Here is a 23,206-nt window from a genome sequence, read left to right on the forward strand (position 1 = left end):
AGGTCCACGCTGGTGTACCCAAGCTCATGTTTCCGGAATGTTTCGCGCACCGTACGTGCGTGAGAAAAGTGGATCCGGCGTCTGAAAATCGGAGCCAGCTTACTTTTTTCAGGGTGCCGGACCCGGGGGTGGAGCCCGCGCTCCCCGGAGCCGCCGGGGGGTGGGGCTTGCTTTGACCAGGTCCCCCTGCGCGCGGGCCCCCGTGGATGGGCCCGCCCTGCCGGTTTCTCCCCGCACGGAAGAGCCCGTTTCCCGGCCTTCGAGGGGGGTCGCGCCGCCCAAGCTGACGACCACGGCGCGCTCGCCTTGTCCTGGTGACGCGGCTCGAATAGTCTGCGCTGGCGAATCCAGTCGCGGGACAGCCCTGCCTGATGGCTTTGCCGAACAAAGCGAAGATCCCGGTAGGCACGGTCCTCGCCGGAAAATACCGCATCACACGCGAGATCGGACGCGGCGGCATGGCTGCCGTGTACGAGGCCGAGCACATCGACATCGGCAAGCGGGTGGCGATCAAGGTGCTCGCCCAGGAGCTGACGACCTCGGCGGTCGTGGTCGAGCGCTTCCTCCGCGAGGCCCGGGCCGCGGCGTCGATCCGCAGCCCGTTCATCTGCGACGTCTACGACTCCGGCAAGCTCGACGACGGGCGGCCCTTCCTGGTGCTCGAGCTCCTCGAAGGCGAGTCGCTGTACGAGCGCATGACGGTGGTCAGGTACCTCGACCCCGAGACCACCGTCGCGGTGATGTCGCAGGTCTGCCGAGGGCTCACCAAGGCGCACGCGGCCTCGATCGTCCACCGCGACCTCAAGCCGGAGAACATCTTCCTCACGAAGGACGAGGAGGGCCGGCTCTGCGCGAAGATCCTCGATTTCGGCCTCGCGAAGTTCTACGCGCCGGTCGACGGCGGCGACGCGCAGGCGCGCCTCACGCGCGAGGGCGCGGTCTTCGGGACGCCGGCGTACATGAGCCCGGAGCAGGTGCGCGGCCAGGGCGCGGTCGATCACCGCGCGGATCTCTGGGCGCTCGGCTGCATCACCTACGAGTGCCTCACCGGCCGCACCGTCTGGCAGACGGAGCAGGGCGTCGCGATGACGTTCGCGCAGATCGCGAACGCGCCGCTGCCGCAGCCCGCGGCGCTCCGTCCCGACCTGCCGCCGAGCTTCACCACGTGGTTCGAGAAGGCGCTCGACCGGGCGATCGACCGGCGCTTCCAGACCGCGAAGGAGTTCGCCGACGAGCTCTCGGTCGCGCTCGGCGTCGCGCAGCCGCGCGGCGCGGAGCCGTCGCAGGCGGGGCTCCTCCCCATGAACAGCGACCCGCCGCCCGACGTGACGTTCGACCCACCGGGCGTCGTCCGTGTGACCCCCAACGAGGCGCGGCGGACCGTGCCCTCGGGCCCGGCGGAGCGCGGGGGAGATCCGCTCGGCGCGCTCGATCTCTCCGGCGCGCCGGGCGCGGCGATGGCCGGGCGCATGAGCCAGGGCATCGGGCAGCAGATCACGTTCTCCGGCGGCTCGGGCGACGCGTCGCTCCCCGACGCGCTCGCGCAGCGGCCGGCGCCGAGGCGCGGCGGCGCCGGCCGCGCGCTCGTCCTCTTCGGCGTGCTCGCGCTCGCCGCGGGCGGCGCGTACGCCGGCTACCGCCAGTTCCTCAAGCCGACGGCCCTGCCGCCCGTCTCGTCGAGCTCCGCGGGGCCGCCGTCGCCCAGCGCGCCGTCGTCCTCCGCGGTCCCCAACGTGCCGGCGCGCGCCGAGGCCCCTGTCGAGCAGCCCGGCCTGCCCTGGCCGCCGCTCGTCGCGCAGGCGCAGGAGTCGATCGCCGCGGGCGATCTCAAGGCCGCGATCAGGCTGCTGAGGGACGCTCAGGAGAAGGGCAACCACCCCGTGCCGCGCACGCTGATCGAGCACGTGCAGGTCGCCCTGAAGGACGCGAGCGGCAAGGCGCCTTGCCAGCTCACCGGCCTCGCCAGGCCGCGCACGCACGATCTCGTGCGCGAGGGCGGCCGCGCCATCGGGGCCAGCCGTCCCTCGATCGCGCTCGGGCCGCGCGGCGCGGTCGTCACCTGGACCGACTCGCACGAGGGCACCGAGCACGCCTACACGGCGGCGCTCGACAGCGCGATGCGCCCGTCGTCGCCGGCGCTCGACGTGACGCCCGAGGGCCGCGCCATCGGGCGCCCCGAGCTCACCGCCGCCGGCGAGCGGCTGGTGCTCACGTACTGGGACGGCAAGGGGCCGGAGGCCGGCGTGCAGGTGCGCTGGCTCGACGGCGACGGCCGGATCGACGGCCCCGCGATGATGGTCTCCCGCTTCCCCCGCGGCGGGAACTCGTGGCCCTCGCTCGCGCGCACCGCCGAGGGGTTCGTCATCACGTGGTCGGATGACGGCGACAACGCCTCCTCCGAGGACCTCTTCATGCGCCGCCTCTCGCCGAACCTCGATCCGGTCGGCGAGATCATCCGGCTGACGGACGTCACCCCGACGGGCCCCTCGAAGCCGCGCGTCCGCTTCCCGTCCGTGGCGGTGATGAGCGACGTGATGCACCTCGCCTTCCGCTTCGATCGCGAGCCGACGCGCATCATCCAGTACATGCGCCTCCCGCTCGCGAGCGTGGACAAGGGGCTCCCGCCGGCCAGCCCTGGCAAGCGCGCCGACCGCGCGCTCGGCGAGCTGTCGCTCGTGAACAGCGACCGTGCGCGCAGCGACAGCCCGTCGCTCGCGTGCGGCGCGGGGAGCTGCTTCGTCGTCTGGCACGGCGAGCCGCCCATCGGGGGCGCCTCCGCCGCCTACATCGACCCCGCCAAGGGCCAGCCGCTCTGGCGCAAGCGGTTCTCGAAGACCGGCGGTCGCCCGGCGGTCGCGATCGCGCCGACGGGCCAGGCTCAGCTCGTCTGGTTCGAGCAGGGCCGCCTCCTCACCGCGTCGATGAACCGTGACGGCATCGGCGCCCCCACGAAATTCGCCCGCGTCAGCGGCGACCAGCCGGCGCCCTCGATCAGCCCCGGCGCGAGGCCCGGCGAATGGTATATTGCCTGGCTTGACTACGAGGCGGGTCATCTCGAGCCGTACGCCGCTCGCATCCAGTGCCGGTGACCCCATGCTCATCCTCCCACCTCGAAGCGAGGTCCGCGCCCGTCCGATCGAGACCGAGCGGCTGATCCTCGTGCCGATCGACCCGTCCGACGGCCCCGAGCTCTGGCTCGCGGTCAGCGGCTCACGCCCGACCCTCCAGCGCTGGCTGCCGTGGGTGCAGTTCCACACCGACCCGGCCGCGAGCGTCCGCTTCGCCGAGGCGTGCGCCGCCGACTGGGATCACGGCAGGGCGCTGCGCTTCGTCATCCGCGAGCGCGCGCACCGCTCGCTCGCCGGCGTGGTCGGGCTCGAGGCGTGCGTGCACCTGCACCGCTCCTGCGAGCTCGGGTACTGGCTGCGCAAGGAGGCGACCGGACGCGGGCTCATGACCGAGGCGGCGAAGGCGGCGCTCGGGTTCGCGTTCAACCACATGGGCGCACACCGGGTCCGGGTTGCGGCCGCGACGGACAACCACGCCTCGCTCGCGGTCATCGGCCGGCTCGGCTTCCGCTTCGAGGGCATCGCCCGGCAGGCCGAGTGGTGCGACGGCCGCTGGCTCGACCACTCCGTCTTCGCGCTCCTGGCGACCGATCCCAGGTGAGCGGCGCGCGCGGGGCGCGGGATGCCGCACGTGCACCCGCCGAAGCGCGCTAGCATCGCACCCTTCGCCGTGGCCCGTCGTCGCCTCCTCCGCTGGCCCCGCGGCACGATGCCGCTGGTGCCGCTCGCGCCCGCGATCGTGATCGCCGTGGGGATCGCCACAGCGGTGGCGATCGCGGTGATCGGCATCCGCCAGCTCGCGAGCATGAGCGATCAGGCCGCGAGCCTGCGCGCGGAGGTGCTGTCTGCGACGCTCGTCGCGCGGCTCCGCGGGACGCCGGAGGGCGAGCGGGCGGAGTTCCTGGGGATGGCGGCGCGGCGGGCGACGGCGGAGATCCTGCTCGTCGAGCAGAGCGGGCAGGTGCTGGTCAACGAGAGCTTCGGCGCCCCGGCCAAGGCCGACATCTTCCAGATGCTCACCCAGGGCAAGGGCGAGGCGACGACCTCGCTCGGCCGCGTGCGGTTCGCGGCGCGCCCGCTGCACCCGCCGCTCTCCAACCTGACGGTGATCACGTTCGTCTCGGCGCCGAGCCCGCCGCCCCACTCGATCGCCCTCGGCAACGCCGTCGCGGCGCTCACGACGCTGCTGCTCGGCGTGGCGGTCGCGGTCGCGCTCTCCTTCACCAAGGCGGCGCGCGACGACGTCGACTACCTGCGCGAGCGCATCACGGCGATGGCGCGCGGTCATGGCCCGGGCGCGTCGAACGCGGACGTGATCCCGGTCGAGCCCGTGCCGATCAGGTCGCTCGATCAGGTCGGCCTGCTGACGGCGGCGTTCAACCTGCTGATCACCCGCTTCGCCGCGGCGGAGCGCACCTACCGGGCGGATCTCCAGCAGGCGTCCGCGATGGACCGCGAGCGCTCGGCGTTCCTCGCGGGGCTCAGCCACGAGCTGCGCACGCCCCTCAACGCCATCCTCGGGTTCGCGCACGTCCTCGAGAGCGAGGTCGACGGGCCGCTCAGCCAGGACGCGCGCGAGGCGCTCTCCGTCATCCGGCAGAGCGGCGAGCACCTGCGCACGCTCATCGACGACATCCTCGATCTCTCGGCGCTCGAGACGGGCAAGCTGCAGCTCTCCCGCCGCGCCGTGAACCTGCGCGCCCTCGTCGATCAGGTGATGCGGGAGGCGTCGGCGGCGGCCCGCGACAAGCCCGTCCAGCTCCGCGTCACCGGCGATCACGGCCTGCTCGCGCACGCCGATCCGCGCAGGGTGCGGCAGATCCTGACGAACCTCGTCTCGAACGCCGTCAAGTTCACGGCGCGCGGCTCGGTGACGGTCCACATCGCGGGGCGCGGCCGCTACGCGGCGATCGTCGTCCAGGACACCGGCCCCGGCATCCCGCCGGAGGAGACGTCGGCGGTCTTCGAGGAGTACCGGCAGACCGGCGACGTGCGCTCGCGCCGGGCCGGGACGGGGCTCGGGCTCTCGATCGCGCGGCGCCTCGTGCTGATGCACGGCGGGACGATCCAGCTCGAGAGCGAGCTCGGGCGGGGCTCGACCTTCACGATCACGCTGCCGATCTGGCTGGATCCCAACCGCGCGCCCTCGCTGGCCCAGCCCGCGCCCGACGCGTCGCCGCCGCCGGGCGAGGCCGGCGGCGGCCGTACAGGGGGGAGGATCGCGTGACGGAGGAGCGCATCAGGAACGACGCGATCCACTTCGCGCGGCGCGTGCTCGTCCGCCAGGCGCTGGTCGGCGTAGCCGCCTTCGGTGCGATCGCGGCGCTCGCGCCGAAGCTGCTCATCCTGGAGCAGGGCGTCGCGACGAGCGTGCTCTCCGTCGGCGCGAAGATCGCCCTCGCCGCGATCGGCGCGACCACCTTGCTGACCCTGCTCCGGCTGCGCACCCACCGGGACCTGCTGCGCTCGCTCATGATCGGCGCGCGCGACATCGATCACGAGGAGCTCGAGCGCTTCGCCGAGCTGCCGCCGTCGCTGGCGGTGCGCTTCGTGCTGGCGAGCTCGACGATCTCGAGCCTCATGATGATCCCGGGGATCAGGCCGGAGAAGCTCGACGACGGCCGCGCGGTGAGCCTGCTCATCCTCGCGATCACGATCCTCAGCGCGTCCGCGATCCCGCACTACGTGCTGACGCGCGCCACGACGTTCAGCCTCTTCGAGATCAGCCCGGCCGAGGCGATCGGCGCCCTGCTGGAGACGGCCGAGCTGTACCAGACGCCGCGCCGGCGGGTCACCTACAAGCTGCTCCTGTCCGTCGCCGCGCCGGTGCTGCTCGTCGGCGTCGGGGCGGTGCTCATCGCGAACGCGCACCTCCAGACGTTCATCGAGCGGAGCCGCCGCGCCACCGCGGCGATCGTCGCGCGCACGGCGCTCGACCCGGCGCTCAGGGCGATCGAGGAGGCCGAACGTAACGACGTCGTGGCCGCCGCCGCGGAGTTCGGGTTCCTCGCGCGCGTGGAGCAGGACTGCGTGGACGCAGAGCCCTCCTTTGGCCGCGAGGCCGACGGGCAGATCGCGGTGATCACGCCGCTCGACAAGGGGGGGTGCGTCAACATCCGGTTCTCCGCGGACCTCGAGCCCTCCGCCGCGATCTGGGGCGCGCTCGTCGCGCTGCTCGCGGTGCTCGTCGCCGGCGCGCTCGGAAACCTCTTCGGGCGCGTGCTCGCGGCGGATCTCGTGCACGCCACGAAGCAGGTGCGCCTGCTCGGGACGGACAGCGTGCTCCGCGGCGCCACGCAGATCGCGCGCCCCGCCCGGTTCGCCGTCGTCGCCCGGCTCGGGCACGCGATCGAGGATCTCGCCGAGCGCTTCCGCGTCTTCGCCGCGGCCCAGGAGCGCGCGCTCGAGGCCCGCGAGGCCGCGCAGCGCATGCGCGGCCTCCTGTTCGCGAGCGTGAGCCACGACCTCAAGAGCCCGCTGAACGCGATCCTCGGGTTCGCCGATCTCGTGGGCCAGGAGGACCTGACCGACGCGCAGCGCGAGAGCCTCGAGCTCATCTCGACGCGCGGCCGGGAGCTCCTTGGCCTCATCGAGTCGATCCTCGACGCCGCCCGCGTCGAGGCCGGGCAGCTCACGCTCGAGCCGCAGCCGACGTCCGTCGGCTCGCTCATCGCGGGCGCGATCCGCAAGGCGCGCGAGCTCGCGAGCGACGCCGACGGAGAGGTCGTCGTGGAGGTCGGCGACACCCTGCCGCTGATCCCGGTCGATCAGGCGTACGCGACGCGGGCGCTCGCGGTCATCGTGGCGCACGCGCTCAGGACCGGCGCGGCCGACCCGTCCGCGCGCCTCGTGCGCCTCACCGCGACGATGGCCGGTGAGTTCAACAGCGAGGTCCGCATCGACATCGAGTACGGCAGCCGCGACGTGCCGCCGGAGGAGCTGGAGGCCCTGTTCAGCCGGCAGACCACCGCGCGCGGGCGCGGCCTGACGCTCGGCCTCAGCCACGCGCGCTCGGTGATCGAGCTCCACGGCGGCTCGCTCGAGGTGGACGGCGCCCCCGACGGCCGCCCGCTCTGCCGCGCCCGCCTGCCGCGCGTCCCGCCGCCGCGGCGCCCCCGCCTGTCGTCGGTCCCCGCGCTCGGCTGACCCCGCCCGCGGCCGCGCGAACGGCGCGCTGCCGCCGCGCGGATCGGCTCCCATCGCTTCCCTTCCCCGTCTTCCCGCGGTACTCCCGTGGCATGCCTGAACGGGCGCTCTCTCCTGCCGAGACAGGCGACGACGATCGCTTCGATCGCCTCTTCCGGCCTGCCTCGCTCGCCGAGTACGTCGGCCAGGACAAGCACACGGAGAACCTCAAGGTCTTCGTGGAGGCCGCGCGCCGGCGGCGCGAGCCGCTGGATCACATGCTCTTCTGCGGCCCGCCCGGGCTCGGCAAGACCACGCTCGCCCACATCCTCGCCCGCGAGATGGGCGTGACCCTCCACGTCACGAGCGGGCCGGCGATCGAGCACAAGGGCGCGCTGGCCGGGCTGCTGACGAAGCTGGAGCGCAACGACGTCCTGTTCATCGACGAGATCCACCGGCTCACGCCGGCGGTCGAGGAGAGCCTCTACCCCGCGATCGAGTCGTTCAAGATCGACATCATGACCGGCGACGGCCCGTACGCGACCACGATCCAGCTCGCGCTCAAGCCGTTCACGCTCGTCGGCGCGACGACCCGCACCGGGCTGCTCACCGCGCCGCTGCTGTCGCGCTTCGGCCACGTCGTCCGCCTCGACTTCTACCCGGTCGAGGAGCTCCAGCGCATCGTGCAGCGCAGCGCCGGTCTGCTCGAGGTGCCGATCGACGCCGGCGGGGCGCGCGAGATCGCGGCGCGCGCGCGGGGCACGCCGCGCGTCGCCAACCGCCTCCTGCGCCGAGTCCGCGACTTCGCCGAGGTGCTCGGCGACGGCGCGATCACGATGGCGATCGCGCGCAAGACCGCGGAGCGGCTCGAGATCGACCCGGCCGGCCTCGATGAAATGGACCGCAGGCTGCTGCGCGTCATCATCGACCACTACGACGGCGGCCCGGTGGGCGTCGACACGCTCGCGGCGGCGCTCAGTGAGCCGCGCGACACCATCGAGGACGTCTACGAGCCGTTCCTGCTGCAGCAGGGCTTCCTCGGCCGCACGCCGCGGGGCAGGATCGCGACCCGCCGCGCGTACGAGCACCTGGGGCTCGACGCGCCGGCGGCGAAGCAGGGGGATCTCTTCTCGTAGCCCTGCGCGGCGTCGATGCGCCGGGGTCGAGCGTCTGCGCTGCGATCGCGCCCTCCTGGGAAATTCTCTCATCGTCGCAGCGCGGAATCGATAAGCTTGCGGTGTGTCTCGCCGCGATCCTGTGCTCGTCGTCGATGACGATGCCGTCAGCCGGCAGATGTTGCTGCGCGCGCTGGCCGACGCGGGCATCGAGACCATCGCCGTCACCTCCGGCGCGGAGGCGCTCGTCTGGCTGAAGGCGAGCGTCCCCGCGCTCGTGCTGCTCGACCTCGTGATGCCGCCCCCGGACGGGTACGTCGTCCTCAGCGCCGTGCGGGACGACCCCCGGACGAAGGACGTCCCCGTCGTCGTGCTGACGGCGCTCGACGCCGACGAGGAGGTCGCCCGCGCCTTCGAGCTCGGCGCGGACGACTTCATCCGCAAGCCGTTCCGCCCGGCGGAGCTCATCGCCCGCATCCGCGGGCAGCTCCGGATCCGCGACTACGTCGACGCGCTCGCGCGCAAAGAGCACGACGCGAAGGTGGTCCTCGAGCTCACGCAGGCGCTCTCGTCGACGCTCGACTTCCGGAACATCCTCTTCACGGTCGTGCGGCGCATCGCCGAGGTGGCCCGCGTCGACCGCTGCAGCATCGTGCTCGTGCGCGATCAGGGCGACGTCGGCTACGTGGTCGCCGCGAGCGACGACAAGGAGCTCCGGGATCTGCCGATCGACCTCGGGAAATACCCGGAGATCCAGCGGGTCATGCGCACGGGCGACGTGCTCGTGATCGACGACGCGAAGGCGCACCCGCTCTTCGACATCGTGCGCGCGGAGCTCCCGGAGAACGCGTTCCGCTCGCTCGCGCTCCTGCCCATCCTGTTCGAGGACAAGCCGCTCGGGGTGCTCTTCCTGCGCGGCCGGCAGCCGGTGGCCCCCCACGCGCACGAGCTCTCGCTCGCCCGCACCGTCGCGAGCGCCACCGCGATCGCCCTGCGCAACGCGCGCATCCTGCAGTCGCTGCGCGATCAGACGCAGCAGAGCACCTTCGCCCGGTTCGAGGCGGAGCGCCGCCTGAAGGCGCTCCAGCGCTACGCCGATTTCTTCCACTCGACGGCGGACGGCATCATCGTCGTCGATCCCGACGGCCACATCCTCTTCTCCAACCCGCGCGCGCAGGCGATCACCGGGCGCACCGCCGAGGACCTCGAGAAGGCCAACCTCGCCGACCTCGTCGACGCGCGCGAGCTCCCGCTCCTCGAGGAGATCCGGGCTGGCTTCGCGAAGGGGTCGTTCCCGCACATGGTGGACTTCACCGTGCGGCGCGGCGAGCCCGAGCAGGAGAAGCTCATCCTGAGCTTCAGCTTCAGCAGCGTCCTCCGAGAGGAGAGCGGCGCCGTCCTGGTCAGCTTCCGCGACGTCACCACGGAGCGCGCCACCGAGGCGGAGCTCACCAAGACGAAAGAGTTCCTCGAGCGGGTCATCGAGAGCTCCGTCGACGCGATCGTCTCGGCCAACATGGAGGGGGTCGTCCTGCTCTTCAACCGCGCCGCCGAGCGGATCTACGGCTACGACGCGAAGGAGGTCGTCGGCGCGATGAACGTCCGCGCGCTGTACCCCGACCACAACGCCGAGCAGATCATGAGGCTCATCCACGCGAAGGAGCACGGCGGCCCCGGCCGGCTCGAGGGCTACCGGACCGAGGTCCTGGCCAAGGACGGGTCGCGCATCCCGGTGCACCTCTCCGCGGCGCTCATCTTCGAGAACGGCGTGCCCGTCGGCTCCGTCGGCATCTTCACGGACCTGCGCGAGCGGATGCGGATGGAAGCCCGCCTCACCGAGGCGCAGGAGGAGCTGCGCGCCCGCGAGAAGCAGGCCCTCATCGCCGAGCTGGCGGGCGCCGCCGCGCACGAGCTGAACCAGCCGCTCACCAGCGTGCTCGGCTACGCCGAGCTGATCTGCCGTCGGATCGACGACGCGTCCCCCATCAAGGGCGCGGCGGCGACGATCCGCAGCGAGGCCGAGCGGATGGCGGAGATCGTCCGCAAGATCGGCAAGATCACCCGCTACGAGACGAAGTCCTACGTCGGCGCCGCGAAGATCATCGATCTCGATCGGTCGAGCGGCGACGATCCGAGCAGGGTGATCGGGTGAGCGGAAGGACCGCGGAGCACCTGGGGGAGCAGCCGTCGTCCGACGCTCCCGTCACGCTCCGGAAGCCGCTCACCCGAGACATCCCGCTCGAGTGGATCGACAGCCTGCTGCTCGCGGCCAGCGAGCTCGATCCTTCCGCCTCCGTCGAGCAGCGCGCTTCGGCGCTGCTCGGCGCGGCCGAGAGGGCGCTCGCGGGCTGCGGGCTCGGCGTCTGCATCCCCGGCGCGGCCGGCGCGCAGGTGGTCGTCCGGGTGTCGCCGCGCGCGCGCCGCGACGACACCCGCGATCCGGCGCGGCTCCTGCCCGAGTTCGCGTTCGAGCGCGTCGCGTCGATCGAGCCCGAGGGTCGCTCGAGCGTGCACATCGCGGCCGACGACGCCGGGTACCTCGACAGCGCGCCGATCGGAGCGCTGATCGACCGGCTCGCGCTCGCCCTGCGGATCACGATCCGCGAGGCGCGCGCGCAGCAGTCGCTGCGCGATCAGATCATCCAGGCCGAGAAGCTGGCCTCCCTCGGGAAGATGGCCGCCGGCGTCGTGCACGAGCTCAACAACCCGCTCACCTCGATCCTCGCCTACTCCGAGTACCTGCGCCGCAAGGGCGAGCGCAGCGGCTTCGACCCCTCGGACATCGAGCGGCTCGCGAGGATCAACGAGGCCGCGGATCGCATCCGCCGCTTCACGCGCGATCTGATCGCCTACTCGCGGCCGTCCACGGAGAAGCCGGGCGCCGTCTCCCTTCACGACATCATCGAGCGCGCGCTCGTTTTCTGCGAGCACCTCCTCGATCAGACGGGCGTCACCGTGGAGAAGTGCTTCGGCGAGATACCGCCCGTGCACGGCGTCATCGACCCGCTGACGCAGGTGTTCGTGAACCTGTTCACGAACGCGGCGCACGCGATGCACGAGCGCGGCGGCTGCCTTGACATCGCGACCGCGATGTCACCGAACGACGGCCACATCACGGTGACCATCCAGGACGAAGGGCACGGGATCGAGGCCGAGCACCTGCCGAGGATCTTCGACCCGTTCTTCACGACCAAGACCGACGGCACCGGCACCGGGCTCGGCCTGAGCATCGTGCGGAACATCGTCGCCTCGCACGGCGGCGCCATCCGCGCGGCACCGCGCGCGCCGCGCGGCACCGTCTTCTACCTGGACCTGCCGATCGCGCTGCCGTCCTCGGGGCGCCGCTGAGCGCCGTGCGCCCCGAGGGCTCAGATCGCGCTCAGGGCGCGACCTTGACGCCGAGCACGAGCACGCCGCCCAGGTGCTGCTGACCCGCCACGAAGAAGTTCTCTCCGGCCTTGGCGTTCACCTCGAGCAGCGGCAGGAACGTGTTGCCGCCGGGCTTCTGGATGCTCGCGCTGATGACGAAGCGCTTCGGCTCGTCCTGCTTCTTCGCGGCCACGACGTCCTTCAGCGACACCATGAGGACGCTGCCGTTCGGCAGCTTGGTGGTCGTCGGCTTGCCCTTCTGCAGGCTGATCTTCAGCCGATCGAGGAGCTTGTAGCTGTTGTACGCCGAGAACGGCGGCTTCCCGAGCTCGGGCATCTTGCCGATCTTCGGATCGATGCCGGTCCCGTCGTTCGTCGCGTGGAGGACCACGACCTCGGACGTCACCGCGGCCTCGGACGGCGCCGCCGGAGCGGGGGCCGGCGCCTTCTCTTGCGCGACGGCAAGGGAAGGGCTCGCGCCGAGCGCCAGGACCATCATCGCGGTGATCGCACTCGCATGAAATCTCATCACTGTCCTCCCGGACCGTCATCGGAGAGCCAAACCACCGTGGTCGTCGGGCCTGAAGCCACGGCCTCCCGCGGAACGTAGAAGATGCTGCCCATGCGCGCCCCGAAGTCGACCGCGGCGATCTCGACGCCGGGCTCGATCTCGCCCTCGGCGCTCGGCGCGGCGGCGGGCTCGCTCGGCGGCGCCGCGGGCGCAGGGGCGAGCGCCTCGGGAACCGTCCGCGCCGGCAGCGCCGCGGTGGGCGCCTCGACGTCCATCCGGCCCCAGACCATCAGCGCGGCGGCCGCGGCCACCGCGAGCGCCGTCAGCGCGAAGATCCCGCGCGCGTTGTCGTTGGCCGGCGATCCGCGGAGGCGCGCCGGGCCGCGAGGTGGCTCGCCCGACGGCGACACGGCGAGAGGCCGCGCGGCGGCGCCGCCGTCGTTCTTCGCGGCCGCGCCCGATCCCTCGCCGATCTTCGCCATCACCGCATCGGCGATGCTGTCCGCCGCGCCGGAGGCCAGCGCGCTGTCCCGGATCATGTCGGACGCGGTGACGAGCCCTGCGACCTTCGCGCGGCAGCGCGGGTCGTGGAGCACGTAGTCCTCCACCTGCCGGTGCCTCGCTTCATCGAGCTCACCGTCGACGTAGAGCATCAGCTCCAGGTCCGTCGGCGGGGCGCTCGCCTCCCCGTGGTTCGCCTTGCTGCTGTTGGCGGTACTCACGCGATCTCCTCCGGGTCCGCTGCGGGGCCCTTGCCCTCTTCCTCCGCGTAACAGTCAGCGAGGGCACGCTGAAGCTTCTGACGAGCATGGAACAGGCGGCTCATGATCGTCCCCTTCGAGACCCCCATGGCCTGAGCCATCTCCTCGTAGGACATCCCCTCGACCTCGCGCATCAGGATGACCCCCCGGTGGTAAGGCGGCAGCGCGTCGAGCGCGGCCTGAATGCGCCCGGCGATCTCCCGGCGCCGGACGACGTTGAGGGGGTCGGCGCCGTCGATCCGAGCGACGAGCGGGAAATCGGACTGCTCTTCGGCTGCCTGGTTTTCCTGGAGCTCGAGGTCGCGGCGCCCCGGCTTCCGCATGAGGTCGATCGCCAGGTTCGTGACAATCCGGTAGAGCCAGGTGAAGAACGACGAGCCGCCCTGAAAGGAGCCGAGGCCCTTGTAGACCCGGAGAAAGGCGTCCTGCACCAGCTCGCGTGCGTCGTTCTCGTCGCGCACGAGCCCCATGGCGATCGCGAAGGCTCTGCGCTGGTGCCGTTCCACGAGCGAGCGGAATGCCGCCTGGTCCCCCTGCTGCGCCCGCTCGATGAGCTCACGATCCTCCTCCGCCTCTCGCCGTCGTGCCTCGCGATTGGACGCACGGGCCGAAGCGCTATTCAGGCGCGCGTGAAGCTGCTTTGCGTCACGACGGTCGCCGTCCGCGGACGGGTCGTCGCCTTCCGGTTCTCCCGGCTCTTCGCCGGGGTCGCCGGGGAGCGCGACCCGCTCAATCTCGTCCGGGGGGGCAGGTGCAGAGGCCACGGGGTCAGCTTACCTGAGGAGGCCGGGGGACAAGGAACACCGCGACGCAGGTTGCCTCGTGGGACCTGCGGCGGCCGGCGGGCGCGCCCGACAGGAGACAGGGACCGCCCGGCTCACGGCTCATCGGGCTCTTCGTTGATCTCGGGGAGCTCGCCGAGCGTGAGGCGCACATCGAAGAGCCGCTCGAGCCGGGCGACGCGGAGCGTAACGGTCTTGTTCACGCCCGCGATGCTCGCCATCCACCGCAGCTCGTTCGGGTCGGAAATCGCCTTGCCCTCGAAGGCGATGATCACGTCGTCCGGCGCGATCCCGGCCCGCTCCGCGGGCCCCCCCGCCACCACCGTCTTCACCCAGGCCCCCTTGCGATCGGGACGCTTGAGCCGCCCCGCCTCGATCGAGTTGAGGACGTCGACGATCACCCCGACCTGGCTCCGCCGGATCTTCCCGTCGCGCAGCAGCATCGGCAGGAGCTGCCGCACCATGTTGATCGGGATCGCGAAGCCGATGTTGTTCGCGTTGGCGCGCACGGCCGCGTTGATGCCGACCACCTCGCCCTTGAGGTTCAGGAGCGGGCCGCCGGAGTTGCCCGGGTTGATGCTCGCGTCCGTCTGGAGGAAATTGAAATAGCCGCTCGGATCGAGCCCCTTCACGTCGTCCCGGGTGCGGCCCTTGGCGGAGAGGATGCCCGCCGAGACCGTGTGGGAGAGGCCGAAGGGATTGCCGATCGCCACGACCCAGTCGCCGACCTCGATGAAGTCCGAGTCGCCCAGAGGAAGCGACGGAAGCCCCTTTTCATCGACCTTCAGCACGGCGACGTCCGTGTGCTTGTCGCGGCCGACGACGGTGGCCTTGATGTCGCGGCCATCGACGAAGCTCACGAGGATGTCGGTCGCGCCCTCGATCACGTGGTTGTTCGTCAGCAGGTAGCCCTCGGGGTCGTAGACGAAGGCGGTCCCGAGGCCCTCGGCGACCGTGCGGCGACGGCCGCCCGGCTGCTGCCGCTCGACGCGGGCCTTGACCGTCGCGACCGCCGGATCGGCCCGGCGCGCGAGCGGCGCGAAGGAGCCCGGCATGCCCTCGGAGCGGACGATGGGAGGAGACGGGGGGGCGGGGGGTGGCGGCGGGGTGGCCACCACGGGCAAGGCGCCCGAGGGGACCGAGGAGCTGCTGGCGCTCGAGGTGTGGCCAGGGGCGGCCTTGCTGCACGCGGCGACCAGCCCGGCGAGCAGGACCCACGGGAGAGCCCTGGCGCCGGCGGTCACGACCGCTTCGAGACCTCGAGGTAGCGCATCCGCAGATCGTAGAGCGCCGTTTCGAGCAGCCGTTCCTCGTCGCCCGTGAGGTTCCCCTTGGTCTTCTCCTGGAGCAGGGTGAGCAGGTCGATGTCCTGGTGCGCGAGGACCAGGTTCCGCTCTTCGTTGCCCTCAGGGTTGGGCGCGTCGCCCAGGTGCACGTAGGCGGAGCCGATGATCGACAGCACGAACGTCGAGAAGTCGAGCGTCGGCAGCTCCGGGGGATTCCCGGGCGGAGGGAGGTCCTCCTGATCCGTCGCGTCGCTCACTCTGACCCTTCGTCGTCGAGCTCAGGCTCGACCCGCGGTCCATGCGATGACGCGCCGAGCGCCGGCTGATCGACGGCGATCATCTCGGATTCCTCCTCCATATCCGGCAAGCTCGCGAGGTGCGACTCGATGGTCGCGGCGCTGAGCGTCCCGCTCGCCAGCAGGCGCTCGCGCACCCGGCGATCGAGGTGCAGCTCCGTCAGCTTGCCCTTCTCACCCACGGTCATGTTGTGATCTCCTCGGACAGACCCGCCAGTTCGCGGCGGGCTTATGACGACTTCTTCGAGAGCGTCACGAGCGGTTCCCCGTGCTCGTGATCGTGGCTGTGCCCGTGGTCATGGTCGTGATCGTGGTCGTGACCGCAGCACCCGCCGCTCTCGGACTCCTCGATGCGCTCCTCGAGCTCGGCCTGAGCCTGCGCGATCTCCTCCTCGCTGGCGGCGCGCACGTCGCTGACCTGGACCTGAAAGCGCACCTTCTGGCCCGCCAGGGGGTGGTTCGTGTCGACCCGGAAGCCATCGGGGAGGATGTCGACGACCCGGAGCGCGACCGGCTCTCCGTCCGGCCCCTGGGCGACGAACTCGTCGCCGACCTCGACCTCACCCGCGTCCGGGAAATCGGCCTTGTCGACCTCGAAGACGCCGGAGTCCTCGCGCTCGCCGAAGGCGTCTTCAGGCTCGACGGTGATCTCGCGCTGCTCGCCGGCGCGCAGCCCTTCGAGGGCGCGCTCCAGACCGGGCACGATCTGAGCGTATCCGTGCACGTAGATGAGCGGCTCCGCGGCGGGCGCCTGGTCGACCGCCTCGCCTTTCTCGTTGAAGAGGACGTAGGACAGCGTGACGACCGTGTCCGTTGCGATGGGCAGCGACTCCATAGGCGGCGTTGGTGTGCCACGGCGGTTCCGCGGTTTCAAGCGAGCCGCGCCGGCCCGGACGGCGTGCTATGAGGACGTCCGATGGCCGATTCCATGGCTCGGGCGACCGGCCGCGACCCTCTCGACGCGTCGGACCCGGCCGCGCAGGTCGGTCCGGAAGCGAAGCGCGCTCGGCCCAGCGATGCACCGCCGGGTACGGCGCGACCGACCTCGGCCGCCCCTGCGCCTCACGGGTCCCACGGCGGCGCGTCGCCCCGGGGCCCGCACGCGGGGGCGCCGCCCCTACCACGCGGGCGAGAGAGCCTGGAGCAGGAGCTCTCCCGGGTGGGCACGAAGCGCTGGCTCGGACGGCTGGGCGTCCTCGCGGCGATCGCCGCGATCGTCGCGGCGGTCGTGGTGTGGCGCATCCGGACGAGGCCGCCGCCGCCGCCGCGCTACGTCACGGGCGACGTCACCACGGGCGACGTGGTCGAGGTGGTGCAGTCGACGGGGCAGGTGAAGCCGCTCACCGAGGTGCAGGTCGGCGCGCAGGTCTCCGGGCGAATCACCAAGGTTTACGTGGACTTCAACAGCATCGTGAAGGCCGGTGACGTGCTCGCCGAGATCGATCCGACGCTGTTCGGGGCGCAGATCGACTCGAACCAGGCGCAGCTCGAGGCGGCGAACGCGAGCGTCGTGCGCGCCGAGGCGTCGCTCGGGACGACCAAGCAGCGGCTCGAACGCGCGAAGAAGATGGTCACGGAGGGGGTCGGCTCGCAGGCCGACCTGGACACGGCGCAGGGCGCCTACGACGTGGCGCTCGCCGATCTCGCGGCCTCGAAGGCGCAGGTGGCCCAGCTCAGGGCGGTGCTCCGCTCCTCCACGACGAACCTCCAGTACACGCGCATCTTCTCGCCCATCGACGGCGTCGTCATCAGCCGCGCGATCGATCCCGGGCAGACGGTGGCGGCGAGCTTCCAGGCGCCCACGCTCTTCGTGATCGCCCAGGATCTCCGCAAGATGCGCGTGCTCGCCGACATCGACGAGGCGGACGTCGGGCGGCTCCGCGAGGCCATGGAAGCCGACGTCAGCGTCGACGCGTTCCCGGGCGAGACGTTCCGGGGGACGGTGAGCCAGGTGCGCTACAGCCCCCTGAACCAGTCCGGCGTGGTGACGTACGCGGCGGTCGTCGAGGTCGACAACCCCGACGTCAAGCTGCGGCCGGGGATGACGGCGACGGTGAGCATCCGGTCCGCCGAGGCCAGGGGGGTGCGGCGGCTGCCGAACGCGGCGCTCCGGTTCAAGCCGGCGCCGGAGCGGGACAAGGACGGCAAGGAGATCAAGGGGCCGCCCCTCGAGCCGCTCCCGCCGAAGAAGGGCCGCGTCTACGTGCTGACCGACGCGACGCCGGGCGCGGAGAAGATCGAGCCGCGCGTCGTCGATGTCGGGATCACCGACGGCATCTTCACCGCGCTCGCGACCGATCTCGGGCCAGTCAAGGTCGTCACCGACGAGAACGATGGTCCGTCGTCGGGCGGCAGGGGGCGCGGCCCCCGGCTGTTCTGAGGCGCGATGCTGCCGCAGAGCCAGGGCGTCGCCGCGGTGCTCCGAGACGAGCCGCTCATCGAGCTCTCGAGCGTCGGCAAGGACTACACGACGGAGGCCGTCGTCGTGAGGGCGCTTCGCCACGTGGATCTGACGATCCAGCACGGCGATTTCGTCGCGATCGTCGGGCAGAGCGGCTCGGGCAAGAGCACCTTGATGAACATCATCGGGTGCCTGGACCGGCCGACGCGGGGCACGTACCGGCTCGACGGGCTCGACGTCACCCGGCGCAGCAACGACGCGCGCGCCATCGTAAGGAACCGACTTATCGGGTTCGTCTTCCAGGGGTTCAACCTGCTGCCGCGGACCACGGCGCTCGAGAACGTGGAGCTGCCGCTCGTCTACCGGGGCATCGGCGCCGCGGAGCGGCGCAAGCGGGCGCTCGACGCGCTCGGCGCGGTGGGGCTGGCCGAGCGCCTGCACCACACGCCGAACCAGCTCTCGGGCGGCCAGCAGCAGCGCGTCGCCATCGCGAGGGCGCTCGTCACCTCGCCGCCGCTGCTCCTCGCCGATGAGCCCACGGGCAACCTCGACACCCGCACGAGCTACGAGGTGCTCGGGCTCCTGCAGCGGCTCAACCTGGACGGGATCACCATCGTCCTCGTCACGCACGAGCCGGACATCGCCGCCTGCGCGAGCCGCGTGATCACGATGCGCGACGGCGAGGTCCGCAGCGATCTCAGGAACGACCGCCCCGTCGACGCGGCCGAGGCGCTGGCCGCGCTGCCGCGCCCCGAGGCGGAGGCCCACGAGCAGGCGCCGTGAGGGGGTACTTCGCTGCCATCCGGATTGCGCTGCGCGCCATCGTCCGCTCGAAGCTCCGCGCCGCCCTGACGGTGCTCGGCATCCTCATCGGGGTCGCGGCCGTGGTGGTCGTCGTGGCGCTCGGGACGGGCGTGCGCAACCGCATCCTGGGCGAGATCTCGGGCCTGGGCGCGAGCTCGATCTACATCTTCCCGCAGTCGACGCAGGCGTCGGGGCTGAAGCGCCGCGACAGCGTGCGGATGTCGGAGGCGGACGGCGCCGCGATCCTGAAGGAGTCGATCAGCGTGGCCGCGCTGAGCCCGTTCAGCTCGACCTCGATGCAGATCGTGGCCGGAGAGGCCAACGTCGCGACGCAGATCATGGGCGTTACCCGGAGCTACCTCGAGATCCTGTCGTACCGCGTCGACGAGGGCGACGGCTGGACCGAGGCAGACGAGCAGCTCAAGACGAAGGTCTGCGTCATCGGCGAGACCGTCCGCGAGAACCTGTTCGGCTCGGGCGAGGCGGTGGGGCAGTACATCCGGATCGGCAAGCACCCGTTCCGGGTGATCGGGGTGCTCGCGAAGAAGGGGCAATCCCCGTTCGGGGAGGACCAGGACGATCGGCTGCTCATGCCGATCGGCAGCTTCCGGTCGCGCGTCGTGCCGAGCGCGCCGGGCAGGGTGCAGATGCTCATCGCGGCCGCGACCAGCGAGCGGACCGTCGACCGCGCGGTGGAGCAGATCGACCGCATCCTCCGGCAGCGCCGCGAGATCGCGCCCGACGACGAACCGGATTTCGTGATCCGCACGCAGGCGGAGTTCCGGGCCTCCCAGGAGCGGATCATCGACACCTTGACGATGCTCCTGTCCTCGATCGCAGCGGTCTCGCTCCTCGTCGGCGGGATCGGCGTCATGAACATCATGCTGGTCAGCGTCACCGAGCGGACGCGCGAGATCGGAATCCGCATGGCGATCGGCGCCTCGGAGGGCGACATCCTCGTCCAGTTCCTGGTCGAGGCGATCACCCTGTCGCTCATCGGCGGCCTGATGGGGCTCGGCGCCGGGCTCGGCCTCATCCAGATCTTCGCCGCGGCGCTCGGCTGGAGCATGACGTTGCCGGTCAGCGCGGTCGTCGTCGCGGTGGGGACGAGCGCCACGATCGGCGTCGTCTTCGGGTTCTTCCCGGCGCGCCGCGCCGCGCGTCAGGATCCCATCACCGCCCTGAGGCACGAATGATCGCGGCGCTCACCCGCGTCTTCTCCGCGGTCGTGATCGCGCTGCGCGCCGTCCGCCGGAACAAGCTCCGCGCGGGGCTCACGATCCTCGGGATCACCATCGGCGTCGCGGCCGTGGTCACCGTCACCGCGCTGGCGAGCGGCGCGCGCGCCAACGTCAACGCGCAGATCTCGAACCTCGGCTCCAACTCGCTCATCGTCTTCGCGCGCTCCGCCCGCGCCTCGGGCGTCCGCAGCACCACGGGCGCGAAGCTCTCGGAGCTCGACGGCCAGGCGCTCCTGCGCGAGTCGACGAGCATCCGGCTCGCGGCGCCTTTCCTCAGGTCGAGCGCCCAGGTCATCTACGAGGGCCAGAACTCGAGCCCGACGCTCGTCGGCACGCGCCTCAGCTACTTCGAGATCCGGAGCTGGAAGGTGGCCCAGGGAGAGGCGTGGAGCCCCGCCTCGGAGAACCTCTCCGAGAAGGTCGTCGTGATCGGCGCGCAGACCGCGCGGGATCTGTTCGGATCGCTCGACCCGATCGGCCGCATGGTGCGGGTCGGCCGACAGGCCTACCGCGTGCTCGGCGTGCTCGAGGAGAAGGGGGCGTCGCCCTTCGGGCAGAGCCAGGACGACATCGTGCTGATGCCCATCACCACGATGCGGTCGCACGTCGTCGCCACCCGGCCGGGCGAGGTGCACGCGATCTTGCTGAGCTCGACGTCGGCAGAGACATCCGAGCGCGCCAGGCAGCAGGCCGAGGCGATCCTCCGGCAGCGGCACCGCATCGGCGAGGGTGACGAGGACGACTTCGCCGTCCGGAGCCAGGCGGAGTTCCAGGCCATGCAGGACGCGATCTTCGCGGCGCTCTCCGCGTTGCTCGTCAGCATCGCGGCGGTGTCGCTCGTCGTCGGCGGCATCGGCGTCATGAACATCATGCTCGTGTCGGTCACGGAGCGCACCCGGGAGATCGGCATCCGGATGGCCATCGGCGCCCGGGAGATCGACATCCTGCTGCAGTTCCTGCTCGAGGCGCTCGTGCTCGCCACGCTGGGCGGCCTGGTCGGCAGCGCGCTCGGCTACGGCGTCATCCTCGGCTTCTCGAGCGCCCTCGGCTGGCCGATGAAGCTCGAGCCCGTGGCGCTCGGCGTCGCGCTCGGGGTGAGCACGGCGATCGGGATCGTCTTCGGGTTCTTCCCGGCGCGTCGCGCCGCGCGCATGGATCCGGTGAACGCTCTCGGACGCGAGTAGCGCGCGTTCCCCCGGGCCGCCGCGGCGACCCGGGGAGGCGGAGCCGCGGCCGCGCGGGCGGCGCGCGCCTCCATCTCCACGCTCAGCTCTTCTTCATCAGGTCGGCGAACGTGCCGAACTTGGCTTCGCGCGCGACGCCGGCGCGGTACTGCTGGTACGCCTGCTTCTCGGCGTCCTCCTTGAGGGCGCGGATCGACAGCTTCGCCTCTCCCCGGCGCGGATCCACCTCGATGATCTTCGCGTCGAGCTGGGTCCCGATGGGGAACTCCTTGCGGAGGTCGGTGCCGCGCTGCGTGCCCGTGTGGCCGGCCGGGATGAAGCCGCGGGCCGCCCGCCCCGTGGCGCCGAGCACCCGGACGACGAGCCCCCCTTCCGTCACCTGCGTGACGGCGACCTTCACGGCCCTGCCCTGCTGCACGCGCTGGCGCGGCTCGCTCTCCTCGCCCTCGGGCGGGGCGGGGTGAAGCCCGATCCGCCGAGCCGCGGCGTCGCAGCTCGCGACCACCACATCGATGTCGTCGCCGACCTTCACCACCTCGTTCGGGTGCTGGATCGGCTTCATCGACAGGTCGGCCGTGTGGATGAGCCCATCGATGCCCGGCTCGAGCTCGACGAAAGCGCCGAACGGCTGCAGACGAGCGACCTTGCCCTTGTGGCGCGTCCCGACCGCGTACTTGTCCTTCACCGCGTCCCACGGGTCGACCGTGGCGGCCTTGCGGCTCAGCCAGAGCTTGCCCTTGTCGTCGACGCGCAGGACCTTCACGTCGATCTCGGCGCCCGGCTTGAACAGGTCGGCCAGCTTGGCGCCGCGGTCGTGGCTCGCCTCGCTCATGTGGACCAGCCCCTCGACGCCGCCGGCGTCGGGGAGCGCGACGAAGACGCCCCAGGCGACGACCTTGCGCACGACGCCCTTGTGCAGCGAGCCGGGCTCGATCGACGTGAGCGCCTCGGTCCGCGCCTTCCGGCTCTCCTCCTCGAGCATCTTGCGGCGGGACACGACGATGTCGCGCCCCTTCTTCGCGAACTGCGTCACGATGAAGTCGAGCCGCTGGCCCACGAGGTAGTTGAGGTCCGCCCCGTGGCGCAGGTCGACGTGCGACGCCGGCGCGAACGCGCGGAGGCCGCCGAGGTCGACCTCGAGCCCGCCCTTGACCGCTCCGGTCACGAACCCCTCGATCGCCTCGCCGCTCTGGAGCGCCGCCTCGGCGCGCGCGCGCGCCTGGTCGAGCTGCACCGGCGCCCTCGACAGGAGGAGCATGCCCCCGCGCACCCCGGTGCTCGCCACCGTCGCGATGAACTGGTCGCCATCGACCGGCGGCTCCTCATCGAGGATCTCGCGCCGGTCGAACAGCCCCGTGGCCTTGCCAGCGATGTCGATCCAGATGGCATGGTCAGTGATCTTGCTGACCTTGCCGAACACTTCCTCGCCGATGCTGAAGGCCGGGCGCTCGCGCGGCGGCGGCGCACCTTGACCCTTGCGCCGCTTGCGTTTCTCGCCTCCGGGCTGGGGCTGTCCCCCTGCCTCGTCGGCCGCCAGCTCCTCCTCGCCCTCGTCCTCTGCAGCGTCGGACGCCTCCGCGTCGCCCGCCTCGGCCGCGGCTCCGGCCGCCTCGGCCGCCTCGGCCCCGGGTTGGCCCGCCTCCTCCCCGCCCTTGCGACGGCGGCGACGGCGGCGCTTCTTTCCAGCGCCCCCCTCCGCCGGCGCGGCCGCGCCAGCCTCGCCGGCCGGCGCCGGCTTCGCGGCCTGCGCAGGCTTCCCGGCTTGCGCGGGCTTCGCGGCCGCCGGAGGGCTCCGCCTGCCCGGAGGAGCACCCGGCCTGCGGTTGCCGATGTCATCCCGCGGTAGACCCGGAACGCGGTTGCCGATGTTGTCGCCCGGCTGCTCTTCCCAGTCGTCGTCGTCGGCAGAGCTCGCCTGGGCGGCGGCTGCCGCTGCGGCGGGGGTTGCCTCGGACTGGGTCGAGCTCGCCTGCGGCGATGTTTCTCCGCCAGATTCGCCGCTCGCTTCCGGCGGGGAGGTGGACCCCGCCTCGTGAGCTTGGGCTGCCTGCTCGGGCGCAGCGTTCGACGACTCGAGCGGGCCGCCCTGGTCGGCCGGAGCTGCCGGCGCGTCCGCCGGCGTGGTGGTATTTTCGTGGGTATTCATCCGCGCCTCGCGCGACAACGCATGCCGATGGGGGCGAAACGTGCTCGCGTTCTCTCCAGCGGCCCCCTCGGTTTGATTGGGGGGGAAGGGGCCGGAACCATATCGTACCCGGGACGT

General features: G+C 71.8%; 19 protein-coding genes. 11 read left to right on the forward strand and 8 right to left on the reverse strand.

The window, feature by feature from the left end:
- Positions 1-371: 371 nt before the first annotated feature.
- The 7 genes from WME96_RS37340 (at position 372) to WME96_RS37370 (ending at position 11,656) form a co-directional block, all read left to right on the forward strand.
- Entirely contained in the window at positions 372-3,089 is a 2,718-nt protein-coding gene (locus WME96_RS37340) for a serine/threonine-protein kinase (RefSeq protein WP_437286345.1), read from the forward strand.
- Between the two features lie 4 nt (positions 3,090-3,093).
- Complete coding sequence (locus WME96_RS37345) at positions 3,094-3,669, forward strand: GNAT family N-acetyltransferase (protein ID WP_437286346.1); 576 nt, start codon at positions 3,094-3,096, stop codon at positions 3,667-3,669.
- 69 nt (positions 3,670-3,738) lie between these two features.
- Positions 3,739-5,295 carry a sensor histidine kinase gene (locus WME96_RS37350; RefSeq protein WP_437286347.1) on the forward strand — a complete coding sequence of 519 codons (1,557 nt, stop codon included), beginning with the start codon at positions 3,739-3,741 and terminating at the stop codon, positions 5,293-5,295.
- On the forward strand, positions 5,292-7,214 hold the full coding sequence (locus WME96_RS37355) for a sensor histidine kinase (protein ID WP_437286348.1): 1,923 nt from the start codon (positions 5,292-5,294) through the stop codon (positions 7,212-7,214). Before WME96_RS37350 ends, WME96_RS37355 begins: the two co-directional genes overlap by 4 nt.
- 92 nt (positions 7,215-7,306) lie before the next feature.
- Positions 7,307-8,329, forward strand: a complete 1,023-nt coding sequence (gene ruvB / locus WME96_RS37360; protein WP_061618851.1) for a Holliday junction branch migration DNA helicase RuvB — start codon at positions 7,307-7,309, stop codon at positions 8,327-8,329.
- Positions 8,330-8,432: 103 nt separating this feature from the next.
- Positions 8,433-10,460 carry a PAS domain S-box protein gene (locus tag WME96_RS37365; RefSeq protein ID WP_437286349.1) on the forward strand — a complete coding sequence of 676 codons (2,028 nt, stop codon included), beginning with the start codon at positions 8,433-8,435 and terminating at the stop codon, positions 10,458-10,460.
- Positions 10,457-11,656, forward strand: coding sequence for a sensor histidine kinase (locus tag WME96_RS37370; protein WP_437286350.1), 1,200 nt, complete (start codon positions 10,457-10,459; stop codon positions 11,654-11,656). Before WME96_RS37365 ends, WME96_RS37370 begins: the two co-directional genes overlap by 4 nt.
- Positions 11,657-11,687: 31 nt before the next feature.
- Here WME96_RS37370 and WME96_RS37375 read toward each other — a convergent pair whose 3' ends face one another.
- The 7 genes from WME96_RS37375 to WME96_RS37405 all read right to left on the reverse strand — a co-directional run bounded on the left by WME96_RS37375 (position 11,688) and on the right by WME96_RS37405 (position 16,148).
- Complete coding sequence (locus WME96_RS37375) at positions 11,688-12,206, reverse strand: hypothetical protein (RefSeq protein ID WP_437286351.1); 519 nt, start codon at positions 12,204-12,206, stop codon at positions 11,688-11,690.
- Positions 12,206-12,910 (reverse strand): anti-sigma factor family protein, encoded by a 705-nt coding sequence (locus tag WME96_RS37380; RefSeq protein ID WP_437286352.1) that lies wholly within the window; start codon positions 12,908-12,910, stop codon positions 12,206-12,208. Before WME96_RS37380 ends, WME96_RS37375 begins: the two co-directional genes overlap by 1 nt.
- A complete protein-coding gene (locus WME96_RS37385; RefSeq protein WP_437286353.1) occupies positions 12,907-13,713 on the reverse strand; it encodes a sigma-70 family RNA polymerase sigma factor in 807 nt (268 codons plus the stop codon). The genes WME96_RS37380 and WME96_RS37385 overlap by 4 nt, the downstream gene beginning before the upstream one ends.
- A 113-nt stretch (positions 13,714-13,826) precedes the next feature.
- Positions 13,827-14,975: a S1C family serine protease gene (locus WME96_RS37390; RefSeq protein WP_437286354.1), complete on the reverse strand. Its 1,149-nt coding sequence runs from the start codon at positions 14,973-14,975 to the stop codon at positions 13,827-13,829.
- A complete protein-coding gene (locus WME96_RS37395) occupies positions 14,972-15,274 on the reverse strand; it encodes a DUF1844 domain-containing protein (protein ID WP_061621004.1) in 303 nt (100 codons plus the stop codon). The genes WME96_RS37390 and WME96_RS37395 overlap by 4 nt, the downstream gene beginning before the upstream one ends.
- Positions 15,271-15,501 carry a hypothetical protein gene (locus WME96_RS37400; protein ID WP_437286355.1) on the reverse strand — a complete coding sequence of 77 codons (231 nt, stop codon included), beginning with the start codon at positions 15,499-15,501 and terminating at the stop codon, positions 15,271-15,273. Before WME96_RS37400 ends, WME96_RS37395 begins: the two co-directional genes overlap by 4 nt.
- 41 nt (positions 15,502-15,542) lie before the next feature.
- Positions 15,543-16,148: an FKBP-type peptidyl-prolyl cis-trans isomerase gene (locus tag WME96_RS37405; protein ID WP_437286356.1), complete on the reverse strand. Its 606-nt coding sequence runs from the start codon at positions 16,146-16,148 to the stop codon at positions 15,543-15,545.
- A gap of 324 nt (positions 16,149-16,472) precedes the next feature.
- Between WME96_RS37405 and WME96_RS37410 the strand changes: the two genes are divergently transcribed.
- Genes WME96_RS37410 through WME96_RS37425 form a run of 4 tightly spaced genes read left to right on the forward strand, consistent with a single transcriptional unit; the run spans position 16,473 to position 20,943 of the window.
- Positions 16,473-17,693 (forward strand): efflux RND transporter periplasmic adaptor subunit, encoded by a 1,221-nt coding sequence (locus WME96_RS37410; protein ID WP_437286357.1) that lies wholly within the window; start codon positions 16,473-16,475, stop codon positions 17,691-17,693.
- A 6-nt stretch (positions 17,694-17,699) separates the two neighbouring features.
- The gene (locus tag WME96_RS37415) at positions 17,700-18,497 is read left to right on the forward strand and encodes an ABC transporter ATP-binding protein (protein WP_437286358.1); all 798 of its coding nucleotides are present in this window, start codon (positions 17,700-17,702) and stop codon (positions 18,495-18,497) included.
- Positions 18,494-19,714 (forward strand): ABC transporter permease, encoded by a 1,221-nt coding sequence (locus WME96_RS37420; RefSeq protein ID WP_437286359.1) that lies wholly within the window; start codon positions 18,494-18,496, stop codon positions 19,712-19,714. The genes WME96_RS37415 and WME96_RS37420 overlap by 4 nt, the downstream gene beginning before the upstream one ends.
- Positions 19,711-20,943 (forward strand): ABC transporter permease, encoded by a 1,233-nt coding sequence (locus WME96_RS37425; RefSeq protein WP_061620998.1) that lies wholly within the window; start codon positions 19,711-19,713, stop codon positions 20,941-20,943. The genes WME96_RS37420 and WME96_RS37425 overlap by 4 nt, the downstream gene beginning before the upstream one ends.
- A gap of 82 nt (positions 20,944-21,025) precedes the next feature.
- Here WME96_RS37425 and WME96_RS37430 read toward each other — a convergent pair whose 3' ends face one another.
- A complete protein-coding gene (locus tag WME96_RS37430; RefSeq protein ID WP_437286360.1) occupies positions 21,026-23,089 on the reverse strand; it encodes a S1 RNA-binding domain-containing protein in 2,064 nt (687 codons plus the stop codon).
- Positions 23,090-23,206 lie beyond the last annotated feature (117 nt).

Source organism: Sorangium sp. So ce406, assembly GCF_051474675.1.
GTDB classification, from domain to species: Bacteria; Myxococcota_A; Polyangia; order Polyangiales; family Polyangiaceae; genus Sorangium; species Sorangium cellulosum_G.